At 63.8% G+C, this 16,621-nt stretch carries 14 protein-coding genes and 2 pseudogenes; 6 read left to right on the top strand and 10 right to left on the bottom strand.

Going from position 1 to position 16,621, the window contains the following annotated elements; translation table 11 throughout:
• Positions 1–8: 8 nt before the first annotated feature.
• Both NXY83_RS05165 and NXY83_RS20995 read right to left on the bottom strand, forming a co-directional pair.
• Positions 9–752 carry a PKD domain-containing protein gene (locus NXY83_RS05165; RefSeq protein WP_258805015.1) on the bottom strand — a complete coding sequence of 248 codons (744 nt, stop codon included), beginning with the start codon at positions 750–752 and terminating at the stop codon, positions 9–11.
• 189 nt (positions 753–941) lie between these two features.
• Positions 942–1,571, bottom strand: coding sequence for a DUF6318 family protein (locus NXY83_RS20995; protein ID WP_397427593.1), 630 nt, complete (start codon positions 1,569–1,571; stop codon positions 942–944).
• 459 nt (positions 1,572–2,030) lie between these two features.
• Between NXY83_RS20995 and bioB the strand changes: the two are divergent.
• The 3 genes and pseudogenes from bioB (at position 2,031) to NXY83_RS05150 (ending at position 4,272) form a co-directional block, all read left to right on the top strand.
• A pseudogene (gene bioB / locus NXY83_RS05160) lies at positions 2,031–3,052 on the top strand (biotin synthase BioB).
• Between the two features lie 322 nt (positions 3,053–3,374).
• Positions 3,375–3,803 (top strand): pyridoxamine 5'-phosphate oxidase family protein, encoded by a 429-nt coding sequence (locus NXY83_RS05155; protein ID WP_258805014.1) that lies wholly within the window; start codon positions 3,375–3,377, stop codon positions 3,801–3,803.
• A 34-nt stretch (positions 3,804–3,837) separates the two neighbouring features.
• Positions 3,838–4,272, top strand: coding sequence for a very short patch repair endonuclease (locus NXY83_RS05150; protein ID WP_258805013.1), 435 nt, complete (start codon positions 3,838–3,840; stop codon positions 4,270–4,272).
• 119 nt (positions 4,273–4,391) lie between these two features.
• On the opposite strand, the pseudogene NXY83_RS05145 reads toward NXY83_RS05150, so the two are convergent.
• A pseudogene (locus tag NXY83_RS05145) lies at positions 4,392–5,145 on the bottom strand (glycosyl hydrolase).
• Here NXY83_RS05145 and NXY83_RS05140 point away from each other — a divergent pair.
• Positions 5,039–5,311 carry a hypothetical protein gene (locus NXY83_RS05140; RefSeq protein ID WP_258806410.1) on the top strand — a complete coding sequence of 91 codons (273 nt, stop codon included), beginning with the start codon at positions 5,039–5,041 and terminating at the stop codon, positions 5,309–5,311. The pseudogene NXY83_RS05145 and the gene NXY83_RS05140 overlap by 107 nt on opposite strands.
• A 53-nt stretch (positions 5,312–5,364) precedes the next feature.
• A complete protein-coding gene (locus tag NXY83_RS05135; protein WP_258805012.1) occupies positions 5,365–5,775 on the top strand; it encodes an Hpt domain-containing protein in 411 nt (136 codons plus the stop codon).
• Here the strand turns inward: NXY83_RS05135 and NXY83_RS05130 are convergent.
• The gene (locus NXY83_RS05130; protein WP_258805011.1) at positions 5,748–6,515 is read right to left on the bottom strand and encodes a response regulator transcription factor; all 768 of its coding nucleotides are present in this window, start codon (positions 6,513–6,515) and stop codon (positions 5,748–5,750) included. The two genes, NXY83_RS05135 and NXY83_RS05130, sit on opposite strands and share 28 nt — an antisense overlap.
• Before the next feature lie 94 nt (positions 6,516–6,609).
• Here NXY83_RS05130 and NXY83_RS05125 point away from each other — a divergent pair, with 94 nt between their 5' ends.
• Positions 6,610–8,265: a sensor histidine kinase gene (locus tag NXY83_RS05125; protein WP_258805010.1), complete on the top strand. Its 1,656-nt coding sequence runs from the start codon at positions 6,610–6,612 to the stop codon at positions 8,263–8,265.
• A gap of 39 nt (positions 8,266–8,304) precedes the next feature.
• Here NXY83_RS05125 and NXY83_RS05120 read toward each other — a convergent pair whose 3' ends face one another.
• The 6 genes from NXY83_RS05120 to NXY83_RS05095 form a co-directional block, all read right to left on the bottom strand.
• A complete protein-coding gene (locus tag NXY83_RS05120) occupies positions 8,305–9,498 on the bottom strand; it encodes a 5-methylcytosine restriction system specificity protein McrC (RefSeq protein WP_397427592.1) in 1,194 nt (397 codons plus the stop codon).
• 28 nt (positions 9,499–9,526) lie between these two features.
• Complete coding sequence (locus NXY83_RS05115) at positions 9,527–11,758, bottom strand: McrB family protein (protein ID WP_258805008.1); 2,232 nt, start codon at positions 11,756–11,758, stop codon at positions 9,527–9,529.
• Positions 11,759–11,864: 106 nt separating this feature from the next.
• The gene (locus NXY83_RS05110; RefSeq protein ID WP_258805007.1) at positions 11,865–12,098 is read right to left on the bottom strand and encodes a PLDc N-terminal domain-containing protein; all 234 of its coding nucleotides are present in this window, start codon (positions 12,096–12,098) and stop codon (positions 11,865–11,867) included.
• 67 nt (positions 12,099–12,165) lie between these two features.
• On the bottom strand, positions 12,166–12,582 hold the full coding sequence (locus NXY83_RS05105; RefSeq protein ID WP_258806070.1) for an acyl-CoA thioesterase: 417 nt from the start codon (positions 12,580–12,582) through the stop codon (positions 12,166–12,168).
• A gap of 71 nt (positions 12,583–12,653) precedes the next feature.
• Positions 12,654–14,717 carry an ABC transporter ATP-binding protein gene (locus NXY83_RS05100; protein ID WP_309484121.1) on the bottom strand — a complete coding sequence of 688 codons (2,064 nt, stop codon included), beginning with the start codon at positions 14,715–14,717 and terminating at the stop codon, positions 12,654–12,656.
• Positions 14,714–16,447 carry an ABC transporter ATP-binding protein gene (locus NXY83_RS05095; protein ID WP_258805006.1) on the bottom strand — a complete coding sequence of 578 codons (1,734 nt, stop codon included), beginning with the start codon at positions 16,445–16,447 and terminating at the stop codon, positions 14,714–14,716. Before NXY83_RS05095 ends, NXY83_RS05100 begins: the two co-directional genes overlap by 4 nt.
• Between the last annotated feature and the right edge of the window lie 174 nt (positions 16,448–16,621).

Below are 16,621 nucleotides of genomic sequence, written 5' to 3'. Positions count from 1 at the left end.
GCGGGCTTCTAGCGCGGTGTTGCTACTCCCGGGCAGCCCTGGCCTTGCGGGTTGGCGTTGCAGTCGTCGGCGTAGTTGCGGGTCAGCGAACGCCAGACACTGATGGTCTGCGGCGGTGCACTGAACTGGCCCTGGCCCGGGATGGGCAGGGGCGGTCCGGCGTTGACTGAGTAGGTTCCCTGGAAGGTGGTGGTCAGCACCACCTGGAAGTCTCCGGTATCGCCGTAGGCGTGGCTTGTCCTTGTCTTTTCACCCCAGCGGTCCTGCGGGAGCGGGCCACCCATGGAGGGTTGCGGGCCGAGCACCGTGCCGTCCCCGTAGTTCCAGGTGTATTGGACGGGCGTCGCGACCACATGAACCTGCTGGCCGAACATGGTGATGTCGAACTGCTGCTCGACGGCCTCGGCGTAGAAGTTGGTCTCGGCACCTCGAAGCGTGTGCGGGCTGGGCTGCGCCACGACAGACCCGGCGTTCACCGGCAGGTTCTGGAACTCCCGCTGGATCTCCGCGGCGATGCGCGGCAGCAAGTCCTCGGGCTTTGCGTCGTAGAGGCAGGTAGGTCCCGAATGGAACGCCCACACAGCACCTGGCACTCCCCGGGGCCGCGAGAGCCAGGTGACCGGGATGCCATCTTCGGCGTCAGGCCCGTCCTTGCATTCGATTTGCCTGGCGAGGCAAGGAGTGTCGAAGTCTCCCCCACCGAGGTGGCACTGGAGCTCGTACTTGTACTCGTTGGGGTCAGTCGACGGCACCTTGGGATCAGCTGGAATAAATTCGTTTCGTTCACCGTCCCATATGTGACCACCTACTCCGAGACCCGGGTTCCATGCGCCACCGAATTCCGGATCGCTGCTATCGTCACCCTGTGCCGGCATTGCACCTAGCCCGATAGATATCGTTGCTGCCAGGATGAGGCAAAGGATTCGGGAACCGGACATTTTCTAGCCAACAATACTTCCGAGCTCAACCGCGGACCATGCCCCATTTTCGTAGGCTAGGAATAATAGGTTCCCTTGGTCGGGCGCCGGAGGGTCCGTCCTAGCTACAGTCCCATCAGCTCGCATATACGACAAGGGCTCCTGATGGACCTGGACGGCGACCTGATACCTGCCGTCCTGGCCCTTGACGAAAGTCGTGTTTGTGACTGGCGTCGATAACTTACCCCCTACCAACCAGCGACCATCCGAGTGCCAACTCACAATGACCTCTTTGACTGTCTGGCAAGCCACGCATGACGGCGGTTCTAAACTTTCAAAGTTAGAAACGTCGCCCGTTTCATAGGAATAACTCAGCATATTGAACCAATATTTTGCGAACGCCTCAGCACCCTCCTTCGTCTCCGTCTTTGCCACCTCGGGCAGGACGGGGACCGGGACGTTTTGGGCTGGACCGGATGCGTCGGCCGGTTTGTAGGGTGCGCTGGGCGTCGCGGTCGGGCTGGGGGAAGCATTGGGCGAAGTTGATTCTGTAGCAGCAGGGGACGACGTTCCCGGATCTGCTGGTGCTCCGCCCGCGCATCCAGCCACCGCGAGGGAAGCGGCAAGTACAAATACAACTGCGCTGGACCGCATGCCACGGGACATAGAAACGTTGTGAGATGTCATGGCCGCTATTCCCCCAGTAGTTTCAAGACGGCTTGCTCGGACAGTGCCTTAAGGGTAACCCACGTCACAATTCAACGATCAAACTTATCCACAGGCGCCATCTCCGGTTCTACCACCCAGACAGGACAGGCAAAAGTCATAAAGGAAGCCGGTGCGACGGCGGCCGCCAGGCGGCAAAGCAGGGTCCAGCAGCTGCGCTGTTTCTGTTCGGTGCTCATTTCTGTGCGTCGCTTTCGTTTTATGGACGTTCTGGTGCGGCTAATCAGCAGGAAAGACAGCGGCGTCACGGAACTTTCCAATGCGTTAAGTGTTGACTTACGCTGTCAACAAAAGTGGTGAGCCGGCGTTGTTGCCCTCCCACAAAAACGGTCGGGGAATGCAGAACTACCGTCAGGATGAGAACTTCCTCGAGCCTAAGAACCCTCAATGACGACGCACCCCCAACTCCTGCAGCACCCAGTTCTGGAGACAGCCCGGCAGCAGGTCCTGGAAGAGGGCATCGGCCTCTCAGAGTCCCAACTGCTGGAGGTCCTTCGCCTTCCTGATAATGCACTGCCCGCCGCCCTCGAGCTGGCACACCAGGTCCGGCTCCGGCACTGCGGCGAGGACGTGGAGGTGGAAGGCATCATCTCCATCAAGACCGGCGGCTGCCCCGAGGACTGCCACTTCTGCAGCCAATCCGGTCTGTTCGACAGCCCGGTCCGCGGCGTCTGGCTGGACATCCCCGAGCTGGTCAAAGCCGCCAAGGAAACCGCCGCCACCGGAGCCACCGAGTTCTGCATCGTGGCCGCCGTCCGCGGCCCCGACATCAAACTCATGAACCAGATCAAGTTCGCCATCGACCGGATCAACGAGGAAGTGGACACATCAACATCGCCTGCTCGCTGGGCATGCTCACCCAGCGGCAGGTGGACCAGCTCGCCAGCTGGGGCGTCCACCGCTACAACCACAACCTCGAAACCGCGCGCAGCTACTTCCCCGAAGTGGTCACCACCCACACCTACGAGGAACGACTGGAGACCTGCGCCATGGTCAAGGACGCGGGGATGGAACTGTGCTGCGGCGCTCTGATCGGGATGGGCGAAACCCTGGAGCAACGGGCCGAACTCGCCGCCCAGCTGGCCGCCCTGGAACCGCACGAGGTACCACTGAACTTCCTCAACCCCCGGCCCGGAACACCGCTGGAAAACCAGCAGATCATGGACGGCAAGGACGCGCTCCGCGCCATCGCCGCGTTCCGGCTGGCCATGCCCCACACCGTCCTCCGCTACGCCGGCGGCCGCGAACTCACCCTCGGCGACCTGGGCACCCGCGAGGGACTCCTGGGCGGCATCAACGCCGTCATCGTCGGCAACTACCTCACCACCCTCGGCCGCCCCGCCACCGCAGACCTCAACCTCCTGGTAGACCTCAACATGCCCATCAAGGAACTCCAGAAGACGCTATGATCCCCAACCGCTCCCCAGGCTCGGCAAGCTCAACCACCGGAAGCTTTTGCGGCCTCTGCGGCATGGCCTCGGAAAGAAAAGCGTCCGACCGCGGGAGCGCGCCGTCGTCGGACGCCCACCGGGAATGCGAGGCGAGGCTTGACTTGGAACCCCCGCGCTTTTGTACGTGCTGCAGACGACGGCTCAAGGTGCAGGTCTCGCCGCTGGGCTGGTGGGCGCGCTGCTCCCGGCATGGAATCACTACCTCCGGAACCGGAACTGTTCACACCTGCAACCACAGCACCCTCTGGCGTGTTTCTACATGACGTAGAAGAATGGCGGCATGATGTTTGAACATGCAGACGGCAATCCCGTCCTGGAACTCGACGATGAGCAGTCCTGGCGCCTCCTGGAAGGCACCTTACACGGCCGGTTGGTGGTTTCTGTGGCAGGCGAGCCGGACATCTTCCCGGTGAACTATGTGACGTCGGACCGGAAGCTGTATCTGCGGACGGCGCCGGGCAATAAGCTCGCCCAGCTGACCATCAATGCCACCGTGCTTTTCGAGACGGACGGCATCCTGTCCGACGAAGCCTGGTCCGTGGTGCTCCGCGGGAAAGCCAGGGTGCTCAGCAATTCGGCAGAAGTGGCAGCCGTGGAGGAACTAGGGCTGAAATCCTGGGTGCCCACATTGAAGGACTTCTATGTGGAAATCGAGCCCCTCTCCGTGACCGGGCGCCATTTCCAGCTCGGCGAGCAGCCGGAGCCCTGACAACGCGTTCCTGCCCGGCTCATAGACTTGAAGCATGGCGGACAAGCTCACTCCTGAGCAGCGCAGCTGGAACATGTCCCGGATCCGGGGCAAGAACACGAAGCCCGAACTGCTGGTACGCAGGTTGCTCCATGCCAAGGGCTATCGCTATCGCCTGCACGGCAGGTCCGGCGCCGCCCGGCTGCCCGGCAACCCGGACCTGGTTTTCGCCGGCCGCCGCAAAGTCATCTTCGTGAATGGCTGCTTTTGGCATTTCCATGACTGCCGCGTGGGCCAGCACGCCCCCAAAGCCAACGCGGAATTCTGGGCTGCCAAGCGCTCCCGGACGAGGGAGCGTGATGCCGGCCAGCGCCACCAGCTCGAAGACGCCGGCTGGGAAGTCCTCACCATTTGGGAATGCGAACTCAAAGACGGTTCGGCGCTGGAAGCCCATCTGGTGCAGTTCCTGGAAGGCAGGCAACCATCTTGAGGCAATCTTTAGCCTTTGCCGCCGCGGTTCTTGATTCTGGCTCCAAAGGATGAACCCGTTGTCCCGATTGGCGGACGTCCCAACCAACAGTCCGGAGCAGCGTAATTCCTTCCTGCCAGCTAACTACGCCGCGCCAGCAGCGCGGACTTGAGCGCGGAAGCCGAAGAATCGCTGCTGTTGATCCTCCAGTCAGCCTGCCTCCTTCTGCAGGTGGAACCACACGAAACCCATCACGTCCGGCTGGGCAGCCAGGTAGGCTGTGCCGGGGTAGAGCCCGGCCAGGCCGGTGGACCCCCAGTAGGGTACGTTCGGCGACCACACCCACTGCACATTGGTTGCTCCCGTGGCGGCGACCCCGTCGTGGACGTGCTGCCAGGCCGCAACGTAGTCGCCGGCCTGGTTTCCGTTCACCCTTCCGCCCACGGATACCAGTCGCCGTTCATTTCATGGGCGAAGCGGATCATCACGGGCTTGCCCCACACTGCGGGGGCTTGGCCTACTCCCGGATCCGCGGATCGAAGTCACCGGCGGCAATCCGGTCCAGCGTAGGCAGGCTGGTTTACGCCCCCGCCCCAGGCCCACGGTTCCCAGGTAACCAGCGGAAGCGCGCCGCGGGCGCGGACAGCGTCCATCTCGGCCAGCGGTGGCGCCTGGAGGAAGCCCTTGTACATCAGGATTATCGAGGGGCTCTCCCCCGCCAAATGGGACACTTCGTCCAGTTCCGCTGCCGCCATTGCACCGCCCGGCGTGGCCAGCCCACTGGAAGGTGGCCGAACCCACAGTCACCGTGCCCGTGGTGGAGGCCTTGAAGCCGGTACCGGAGACCGTGACGGCAGAGCCGGCCGGGCCCGATCCGGGGTTCAGCGTGACCAGCGCTGCCGGCCCAGCTGACGGCGGCTGCAGCCGCAAGTTTTTAGGTGCAAAACGCGCTGAATCAAGTATTGGGATAAAACCTGCACTCTTATCAAGAAACCCACAATTCTCGTCTGAAAACCTGCTGGGCAAAGACGTCACACCTAACCTGAAAGCAACAAAATGACCCACCCGCCCGCACTGTCGCCGGAGTGGAATTCCCCGGCTGAAAGGAGCGCCATGAGCGCCTCGGATGGTGCCCCCCGGCCGCTGGTGGACAAGTCCGTTCTCGACCGTCTCCGCGAGGAGCTGGAGGAGGACGAAGGGTATTGCAAGGTCTTCGTGGGGAACTTCATCAATTGCCTGACGGACCGGATCGCCCGCCTCCGGCTGGCCCTGACCACGGGAGACCTGGAGGGATCAGTGGACGCGGTCCTGAGCCTGAAGACATCCAGCCAGATGGTGGGGGCCGAGCGCCTCGCCGGGCTGGCCATGGAGTTGGAAGGCGAAATCCGCACCGGGGCGCGTGAGGAGGCAGCCGCCGTCGTCCTGCCCAGGTTGGCTGCGACGTTCCTTCGTCCCATCAACCAATGCGGCCGGCAAACCATGCACCGGCTGCAGGCTCAGGCCCCTTCGGGTGCCAGGCGGTAACCCACCCCGCGGACCGTCTGCAGCCAGCGCGGTTGCTGCGGCGAATCGCCAAGTTTCTTGCGCAGGTTCCCCATGTGGACCTCGACGGACCGTTCGTCAGCCTCGCTGATGTAGCTGCCGACGTCGTAATCCTCGTCCCGCAGCCGGCGCACCAGGTCCGCCTTGGTCCGGACAGTCCGGCCCGCCTCAAGCAGGGCGTGGAGCAGTTCGAACTCGGTGCGGGTCAGGTTCATCTCCTTGCCGTCCACCACGACGGTCCGGGAGGCGTAACTCAATTCCAGCCCGTTATGGCTGAAGTTTCCATGCTCGGAGCGTTCATTGGCGTCCGCTGCTGCCTCGGCCGGGAGGGTATCGGCTGCCTCCGGAGCTGACCTGGGGCGGCGCATCATCGCTGCGATGCGGGCGCGCAGCTCCCTGGGGCGGAATGGCTTGGTGAGGTAGTCGTCGGCACCGGACTCAAGCCCGATGAGGGTGTCCAACTCCTCGGTGCGGGCCGTGAGCATCACGATGTAGGCGTCCGAGAATTCACGGATCTGCCGGGACACTTCAAACCCGTCAATGTCAGGCAGTCCCAGGTCCAGCGTGATCACGTCCGGGTTGAGGTTCTTGGCGATCAGCACACCCTCGGCACCGCTGCTGGCCACGGTCACGTCAAAACCGGCCTGGCTCAGCACTGTGCGAACCAGTTCCCGGATGTCCTGGTCATCCTCGATGACCAGCCCCACACGTGCATCACTCATAGCGCCCCCTCAGCAGCCAACGTCAGAAGTATAGCTGGCTGCGGATATCCTGCTGGTATGGCCTTGCACCCCCTGCCCCGTCAGTCGTCACGCCATGACTAGTCCCACGGCGTGGTCCTCAGGGAGGCTAAGCTTCTTCCGCCGGCCCTTCCACGAATACCGGCTGACGGACCGCGTGGCGCTGAGCCAGATGCCGCTGTTCGTGACGACGCTGCTGACGGCGTTCCTGGTGTGGACATTCTTCCCGGCCACGATGAACAACCCGTTCTTCGTCACGTTCCTGGTGTCCCAGCTGGCCCTCATGGCCCTGTGCTACATCGTTCCGTGGGACCGACTCCCCTATACAAGCTTCCTGGCCATCCCCCTGCTCGACTTCGTCTCGATCGGTTTTGGCCGCGAGGGCGGACAGGAAAGCCTTACCGGCATCAGCCTCCTGGCCGTCTTTCCGGTCATCTGGTGGTGCGCATCCGGCTACTACCCGAGGGTGGCCCTGTGGCTTTCCTTCCTTGCTCCTCTGGCCATCATCTGGGTTCCGCTGTTCCTGAAAGGGAACTTCACCGCCCAGGACTTCGCCCGCTCGCTGCTCCTGCCGGTCATGATGCTTGGCATTGGCGTGTCCGTCAGCGTCCTGACACTGAGCATGATGCGCCAGCAGCGTGAACTCGAAGACAAGGACGCCCAGCTGCAGGCCAACCTGCGGACCAGCCAGCGCCAGGAGTCCCTGCTCAACACCGTCCTGGACACCGTCCACCTTGGCGTTCTCGCCGTCGACGCCGATGGCCATGACGTCCTGATGAACCGGAAGCAGCGTGCCAACCACGAACTCGCCCGGCCGAAGGACATCGAGGACCCGAACGAGTCGCAACTCCTGGTGTTCGGGCCTGACCGCAAGACGCTGGTTCCCGTCGAGGAGCGCCCGGTCCGCCGTGCCGTCCTCGGCGAAACATTCACGGACTATCTGGTCTGGCTGGGCGTAGAGAACGAGCAGCGGGCTTTTGTCACCACTGCACGGGCAATGAAGGATGCCGATGGCAAGTTCGCCGGCTCCGTGATCGCCTTCAGCGACGTGACCGACCTCGTGAATGCCCTGACGGCCAAAGACGACTTCGTTTCCAGCGTTTCCCATGAGTTCCGGACCCCGCTGACATCCATTCTCGGTTATGTGGAGATCCTGCTCGCTGACGAGCCGGAGGAATCGCAGCGGGACATGCTGGAGATTGTCAGGCGGAACTCTGAACGGCTCCTGACCCTGGTTTCCGACCTGCTTTCCAGCCGCAATGGCCAGCTGATCGTCACCCCGCACGCGGTGGATGTGGCGGAACTTGTCCGGGCAAGTGTTTCCTCAGCCGCGCCCAGGGCGGCTGCCTCCGGCGTGGTGCTGGAGGCGGACGTACCAGAACGGCTCGAGGCCCACGTCGACGGGCCGCGCATTTCCCAGGTTCTGGACAACCTCGTATCAAACGCCATCAAGTACTCCCCCGGCGGCGGGAACGTCCTGGTCAGGCTTGCCCAGGACGACGGCTACCTGGCGTGCCACGTTACGGACACGGGCATGGGAATGACCCCGGAAGACGCGTCTGAGGTTTTCGCCAAGTTCTTCCGCACCAGCAGCGTCCGCCGCACGGCCATTCCAGGGGTTGGCCTGGGCCTCCCCATCAGCAAGGCCATCGTCGAGGCACACGGCGGAACCATCGAGGTGGACAGTACGCTGGGCAAGGGCACCACGTTCACGTTCCGGGTTCCGGTCTAGTACCGCCAATGCGTACGACGGCGGCGGGCCAGTCCGGCGTCAGCCGCTCCGGGCCTGCCTGACAACCTCTCCCCATGACTGGCGTGCCAGCTCCCTCACCGAGGCCAGGATGTCAGCGGGCGCCATGGACAGGTCCAGCGGGTACTCCACGATGTCGATATCCGTGTTGAGGATGCGGCGGAGTTTCATCTCCCCGGCGCCGGCGTAGACCAGCCACGCTGTGGGCACGGCCAGCGCAGTGCTGTGGGCCAGCATCTGGTAATGATCGGCTGTCAGGGAGGCGCCCGCGTCGGACGCTGCCTTGTACTTTGCGTTGTAGACCACCACGGGGCGGCCGCCGAGCAGGTGCACCGCATCGGGGCGGACCGACAGCCTGTCCGCGTCCCGCACCGCTTCGCTGAGCATTGCGTCGTACCGAAGCCGGAGTTCCCCCGGGTAGGCGGCCATTCCCTCGCGCAGGGCAGTACCCACGAAGTCCTCAAACACCCGGGCCATGTCCACAACGAACGAGGCAGTCTGCTGTCGCCCCTCGCCGGCCTCCGCTGAGGCGTTGCGCAGGATCAGTTCAGCCAGCCGGAGCACCGCGTGGTAGCGGAGGTTCATCCTGGTGGGCTTCCACGGCGGCAGCGGAGCGCCTGCTGGAAGCCGGGTGACGGCGTCGAGCTTTCCCTTGAGCAGGCGCAGCCGGCTCAGCACCTCCGGGCGGACACGCGGGACCTGGCCCATCCGTTCAAGTGCCGCGCGCAGGATCCTGTTCTCCGCAATGTCCTCGGTGAACTCGTCATAGGACACTTCCAGGGGAACCAGCATTCCCGGCCGGCGGGAGATCTGGTCCGAAATCCGGATGCGCCCCTTGACGGTCCGCAACGACTCATCAACGGTGAGGTAGCCCTGCAGGACGCCCCGGCCCAGGGCCCGCTCGGCCAACTGGGCCAACGATTCAGCAAGGGCGCTCCAAAGGTCCAGATCCTCGACGGCCGCCACGGCATCCGGCCGGAAGCCCTGCTCGCCGGTGTAGCTGAGCAGGAACAGGAGCCGGCTGAGCCCCAGCCGGTCCTTGGGGCGCACGTCCAGCTGCACGGTGGGTGTCCGGACCGAACCCACCTTTCCCACGGGCTCGATCCGGTACAGGCCCATACCCATCGGCGAGGCTTTGGCCAGGCCACTGGAGTTCAGGAAGGATGCACTGGCAGGATCCAGCCGCTCCACGATTCCACGGGACAGTTCGTCCAGGACCAGGTGCCGCAAGGAAGATCCGGAGCTACCCGGTCGCAAGGCGACCCAGCAACCGGTCCAGCCCGAAGCGCTCCTCAAGCTGCGCCCTGGTGAGCTGGCCGTGGTAGTGCTCCTCCAGCAGCGGCATGAGCTCGTACTTCCAGATCCGGCGCAGCCCGGCCGGCGTCTGGGCCGCCTGCTTCATGAAATAGGACGGGCCGATCATCAGGTCACGGTCCCACTCGTCAATGGCACTGTTCAAAGCATCCATCAGCAGCGCCGGGGTGGTGTCCAGCCGGCGGGCCTGCAGGAACCGGAGCAGTGAGCCCTTCACCGGCTCCGTCTGCGGGTGGAGTTCGATAAAGGAAAAACGGCGGCGGATGGCGGCGTCCATCATGGCGATGGAGCGGTCCGCGGTGTTCATGGTGCCAATGATGTACAGGTTGTCGGGCAGGGTGAAGGGTTCGTTGGGGCTGTACTGCAAGTAGATCCGGTCGTCGCGGTACTCCAGCAGGAAGTACAGTTCGCCGAACACCTTGGCCAGGTTGGCACGGTTCATCTCGTCGATGATCAGGAAGTACGGCTTCTTCCCGTTCCCGGGCTTGGCGGCCTCCTCAGCGAGGCGGCGGAGCGGGCCGGCGACCAGTTTGAAGGACACCTGGCCCTCGTCCGTCTTGTCCGGCCGGTAGCCCTCGAAGAAGTCCTCGTAGGCGTAGGACGGGTGGAACTGGACCAGCTTGACGCGCTCATCGGTGGTGTCGTCAGCAAGCTCGGCCGCGAGGTGCTTCGCCAGGTAGGTCTTGCCGGTACCGGGCGGACCGTAGAGGACCAGCTGCCGGTTCTCTTCCAGCAGGTCGGCAATCTCCTGCAGTGGTTCCAGCTCCATGTGCAGCGAGTCAGCGAATTCCTGCGTCAGCTGGCGGAACCCCTCCTGGACCGGCGGGACGACGACGGCGGCTTCAGTATCGCCGTCGGGTTCTGTTTCCGCTTCGGCCGGCAGGAGGGCCTGCAGGGCCTGCGCCACGCGGGTGACGTCCACCACGATGCCGGCGGTGGCCAGCTGCCGCTGGACGTGCCGGGGCAGGCTGGCGGTGGGATGTCCTTCGTCGAACCAGCGGACCTTCCGGCGAAGCCGCCGGTTGTCATCGTTGTAGTCGGGTTCGCCGAGCACGCCGCCCAGCCGCACCGTGCCGTTGTGCTGGTACAACACCAGGTCGCCCGGCTTCATGACGGTGAGGAAGGCAAAGACAGCGGTTTTGGTGTCCTCGCGTTCCACGTAGCCGAGGTGCTTGTAGTCCTCGTCCACGGCGTGCTGCACCACGCCCGCCGCGACGCCGGGGCCGAGCAGCCGGAGATGCTCGACGTCGAGCGTCACCTTTTCTTCGCCTTGCCAGGCAGTCAGCAGCTCGGTGTTGTCGCCGTGGGTCCGCAGCAGCCAGGCCCGGTGCCCGGGGTCGCCCACTTTGCGCCACTGGCTGACCAGCTGCCGGGCGTACCAGTCAATGCGCTGGCCCGCCTGCTCATCGAGGTGCAGGCGGATGCGGTGGATGTCGGCGGTGATGTCCTCTTCGCTGTCCCCCTTGGCCCCGCCGATCAGGGAGGCGAAGGCATCACGGATTTCCTGCCGTTCCACATCCGCCACCACGGGTTCGAAGTAGCTTGGCCAGGCCAGGAACTCGATGCTTCGGCGGATGGCGGGCTGGTCAGCGGGAGTGGCCGCGGCAAGGCGGTGGAAGTTCAACGGGTCCTGCAGTGCGCCGGTGATGACTGCCGGCGGCTGCTGGTCCACATGCTGCACAAAGCGGCACAGCCAGCTCAGGTGGTCCCAGATGGTCCAGTTGAATTCGGCCGTCCGGTCCCGGATGACGCCGTGGTCAGTCATGCCCTGGTAAAGCTCGCCAGGCAGCTCGAGTGGAGGCTGCAGCCAGGACGCGGCCTCGGCCACCCGGGCACGTTTGACCTTGAGGGACTTCACCTCGTGCGCCAGCGGCAGGGACTGCAGGAAGAGCAGCTCGACCGCCAGCTGCTTCACCTCGCGGGGCGCCCCGTCCAAGTTATGCCGAAGGTTGGTCATCATGGGCGCCTTGGAGTCCGGCGCGCCGCGTTCCAGCCGCTCCAGAAGCTCTGCTGCCGCCTCCGACGTCCACGTCAGCGTCTGCCCGTCCAACGCCGACGGCTTGCCCTGCAGCCCCGGCCCCAGGACGAACCATGCCGCGTCCTCGATCTCGCGGGAGATGCCGAGGGCGCGGGTCATGGCAGCAGTGGAGGCGGGGGTCATGGATTCAAATTTACAGGGTGAAGCTGGAAGGCTGCTCAATGGCCGCTGGTTGGGCAGTTCCGGCAGGATGTACTGGCCGCCCGATGCCCGGCCTTCGAAGTGTGCCTTACTTGGCCGGGGCAGCCCGTTTCCGGCCGAAGGTGAAATAACCCACGGGGCCAATGAAGTTGATGAAGGACGCCGCCCGCCACGCAGCCTTGGGACCGTTGATCATTGCCGCCGGGCGCTTTGAAATGTCCCGCTGCGCCGCCACCAACAGGGAAATCTGCGCGATGCCCACCAGTATGGTGCCGGCCTTCGCGGACGGCGACATTTCTTTCCAGGTCTTCTTCTTGGCCATGATGCTCCTTTGTTGTGTGTCCAGTTTCAGGTGTGGGGCCGGGCAGGGCAATCCCTGCCTTGGTAGTTCAGTGAGTGTAGGGAGCCAACCGTTCCTTCTGTTCGGAAGTCAGCCGTTGCACGCGGCCGGTGGTTTCGTCCACGAAGGCCAGATGGGTGCTGGCCTTCACGCAGTCCTCCCCGGTGACGGGGTCCTGGATGAGGTAGTGGATGTCGAAGCTCGCCCCTTTGACGGCACCCACCCACACCTGCACCACGGCAGGAACGTTGCGGTAATCAAGGGTCCTGACGTACCGGATCCTGTGGTCCACCACCAGCGCCATAGTCCCGTCCGGGACAGCGTTGAAGAGCGACACGTGCGGTTCGATGCCGGGAAGCCCTGCTCCCTTGGGAGGCCCAAAGGCCCCAATCCGCGCTTCCTCCAGCATCCGGACGATCTGTACGTTGTTGATATGGCCGTAAGCGTCCATGTCTCCCCAGCGCATCGGGACCAGGACCTCGATCCGCCGGCTGCCGTTCTTCCCGTTCTCCTGCCCCATGTGGCCGTCCTGCGCGCTCAACTGTGCACCGCCGTCGAATCATCCACCGGGACCTCCCCGGCGTCGACCCCGGCGAACTGCGACATGTAGAGCCGGTAATAGGCGTCCCCGGCAGCAAGGAGCATCTTGTGGTTGCCCTGTTCGACAATCCTGCCGTTCTCCATGACCAGGATGGTATCGGCATCACGGATGGTGGACAGCCGGTGCGCGATCACAAAGCTGGTCCGGTCCGAGCGGAGCGCCGCCATCGCCTTCTGCACCAGGAGTTCGGTGCGGGTGTCAACGGAACTGGTGGCTTCGTCGAGGATCAGCAGCGAGGGGTTGGCCACGAATGCCCGGGCTATGGTGATGAGCTGCTTTTCGCCGGCGCTGACGTTGTTGCCCTCTTCGTCAATGATGGTGTCGTAGCCCTCCGGCAGTGCCCGCACGAAACGGTCCACGAAGGTGGCCTTGGCTGCGGCCATGACCTGCTCCTCGGTGGCGTCGAGGTTGCCGTACCGGATGTTGTCGTAGATGGACCCGCCGAACAACCAGGCATCCTGCAGCACCATGCCGACCTTGGACCGGAGTTCGGACCGGCTGAGGTGGGTGATGTCCACTCCGTCCAGGGTGATGGCGCCGGAGTTCAGCTCGTAGAACCGCATCACCAGGTTCACCAAAGTGGTTTTTCCGGCGCCGGTCGGTCCCACGATGGCCACGGTGTTTCCGGGTTCCGCCGTGAAGCACAGGTTCTCGATGAGTTTCCGGTCCTCGGTGTAGCTGAAGGTCACGTCCTTGAAATCCACGTGCCCGTCGGTCCTGGCCGGAAGGCGCTCGGTGGCCGTCTCAGGGTCCTGCTCATCGGCATCCAGGAACTCGAACACGCGTTCCGCGGACGCCACGCCCGATTGGAGCATGTTGGCCATGCCCGCCATCTGGCCCAGCGGCTGGGTGAATTCGCGTGAGTACTGGATGAACGCAGTGGCATCGCCCAATGACATCGAGCCCGAGGCCACACGGAGCCCGCCTACCACCGCAATGCCCACGTAGCTGAGGTAGGAGACAAACTGCATCACCGGGAAGATGATGCCGGACACGAACTGCGCCCCGAAACTGGCTTTGTAGAGTTCTTCGTTGCGTTCCTCGAACCGCTCCAGCATGTCCGCGTCCCGGCCGAACACCCGCACCAGATCATGACCGGAGAAGGATTCCTCGATCTGGCCGTTGAGCGAGCCGGTGTTCTTCCACTGCACGGCGAAGAGCTTCTGGCTCCGCACCCCGATCATGCCTGCAGCCACGCCGGACAAGGGCAGCGCGATCAAGGCGATCAGCGCAAGCTGCCAGGAAACGATGAACATCATGATCACGATGCCGATCACCGTCAGGACGGAGTTGATCAGCTGGGCGAACGCCTGCTGGAGAGCCTGCTGGACGTTGTCGACGTCGTTGGTCACGCGGGACAGCACGTCGCCGCGCTGGCGGGTGTCGAAGTAGTTCAGGGGCAGGCCGTTCAGTTTCTTTTCGGTGTCGTCGCGGAGCTGCCGGATCACCTTCATGACGATGCGGTTCAGCACATAGCCCTGCAGCCACAGGAAGATGTTGGCCACGAAGTACATGAGCAGGACAATCGCGATGAGCATGGTGAGCTTGTCGAAGTTGATGCCGGTACCGGGCACCAGCTCCATCCGGGAGACCATGTCCGCGAAGTTGTCCTGTCCCTGTTGGCGCAGCCCATCCACGAACTGTTCCTTGCTGGCGCCGGCGGGAAGCTGCTTTCCCACCACGCCTGCGAAGATGACGTCCATGGCCTGGCCAAGGATCTTCGGGGCGATGACGTTCAGGACCACGGCGACAATCACCATGCCAACCACCACGTAGATGCCCAGGGCCTCAGGCTTCAGCAGTCCCATCAACCGCTTGGCGGAGGGCCAGAAATGCTGGGCTTTTTTCGCGGGCATCCCGCCGAACATGTCGCCGTCCGCCTCGGAGGGCTTGTACTCCTCCTCGAAAAATTCGTCGTCCTCAACCAGCTCCACGTCCAGTGCATCCGGGGAAGGGGCCGTTTCTTGAATGGACGTGGAGTCCTTTTTGCGGGGGCTCATGCCATTTCCTCCACGCTCAGCTGGGATTCAACGATTTCCTGGTAGGTGGGCGAGGTTTCCAGGAGTTCCTCGTGCGTTCCGCGGTCCACGATCCGGCCGTTGTCCAGCACCAGGATCTGGTCAGCCTCGGTGATGGTGGAGACCCGCTGGGCCACGATAATGACGGTGGCGTCCGCGGTGGTGCTCTTCAGCGCTGCACGGAGCCGGGCGTCGGTGGCGACGTCGAGGGCCGAGAAGGAGTCATCGAACAGGTAGACCCTGGGTTTGGTCACCAGGGCCCGCGCGATGCAGAGGCGCTGGCGCTGGCCGCCCGAAACGTTGGTTCCGCCCTGGGAGATCCTGGCGTTCAGGCCGTTCTTCTTTTCCCGGACGAACAACTCGCCCTGGGCCATCCGGAGCGCTTCCCAGAGTTCCTGGTCAGTGGCTTCGGTCTTTCCGAACCGCAGGTTGTGCTCGATGGTGCCGGAGAAAAGGTAGGGCCGCTGGGGTACCAGGGCCACGCGCCTGGTGATCTCGGCGCGCTCAAGCCTGCCCACCGGGACGCCGTCCAGCAGCACTTCGCCTTTGGCGGCATCGTAAAGCCGGGGCAGGAGGGACAGGAGCGAGGTCTTGCCCGCACCCGTGGACCCGATGATGGCGATGGTCTGCCCGGGCCTCGCGGTGAAGCTGATGTTGCTCAGGACCGGTGATTCGGCTCCCGGGTAGGCGAAGGTGACGTTGCGGTACTCAACCACGCCAGTCAGCGAAGCCGGGGATTCGGGCTCTTCGGGATCGTGGATGGACGGTTCGACGTCGAGCACCTCGCCGATACGGTCGGCGCAGACAGAGGCGCGCGGGATCATCATGGCCATGAAGGTACCCATCATGACGGCCATCAGGATCTGCAGCAGGTACTGCAGGAAGGCCGTCAGCGCGCCTACCTGCATCTCCCCGGAGTCGACCCGCTGGCCGCCGAACCACAGCACGGCGGCCGTTGACAGGTGGAGGATCATGCTGATGGCGGGAAACATGAGGACAAACAGGGCGCCGATCTTCAGGGAAACGTCGGTCAGTTCCCTGTTGGCTTCCCCGAACCGGTCCGTTTCATAGGGTTCGCGGACGAAGGCCCGGACCACCCGGATGCCGATGATCTGCTCACGCAGCACGGCGTTGATGCGGTCGATCTTTTTCTGCATGGACCGGAACAGGGGCATCAGCCGGACCACCAGGTAGCCCACCACCACGGTGAGGAGCGGCACCGAAACCCACACCAGCCACGAAAGGTTGAGGTCCTCCCGCAGCGCCATGATGATGCCGCCAATGCACATGATGGGCGTGGCCACCATAAAGTTCAGTGCCATCAGCATCAGCATCTGGACCTGCTGGACATCATTGGTACCGCGGGTGATCAGAGTTGGAGCGCCGAAGGCGTTGACGTCCTTGGCTGAGAAACTGGTGACCTTGCGGAAAACGGCACGGCGCAGGTCCCGGCCCAGTGCCATGGCCGTCCTGGAACCGAAATAGACGCCGGCGATGGCTGTCCCCACCTGGATGAACGCCACCAGCAGCATCACGGCACCGGTCCGCCAGATGAAGTCCGTGTCCCCGCGGGAGACCCCTTCGTCGATGATCTGCGCGTTCAGGCTGGGAAGGTACAGCGCGGCAATGGTGGACGCCAACTGGAAAACGATGACAGCCACGAGATACGGCGTATACGGCCTGGAAAACCGCCGTATGAGGGTGAGGAGCATGCCCACGGGTCCTTAGGGATGAGTTCGGTAGGAAGGTTAAGTACTAGCAGCCGGGCTGACATCCTTAGCCTCCCCACTCTACGAAACTCCTCCCCGCCGTGAAACAGCATGGACAAAGATCATCCGGGGGGAGTACCCCCTCAGGTCACTTTCCCGCTGGGGCAAGCTCCGGCG

Source organism: Pseudarthrobacter sp. NS4 (assembly GCF_024758005.1).
Lineage (GTDB): Bacteria > Actinomycetota > Actinomycetes > Actinomycetales > Micrococcaceae > Arthrobacter.
This window is presented reverse-complemented; position numbering and strand designations above follow the sequence as displayed.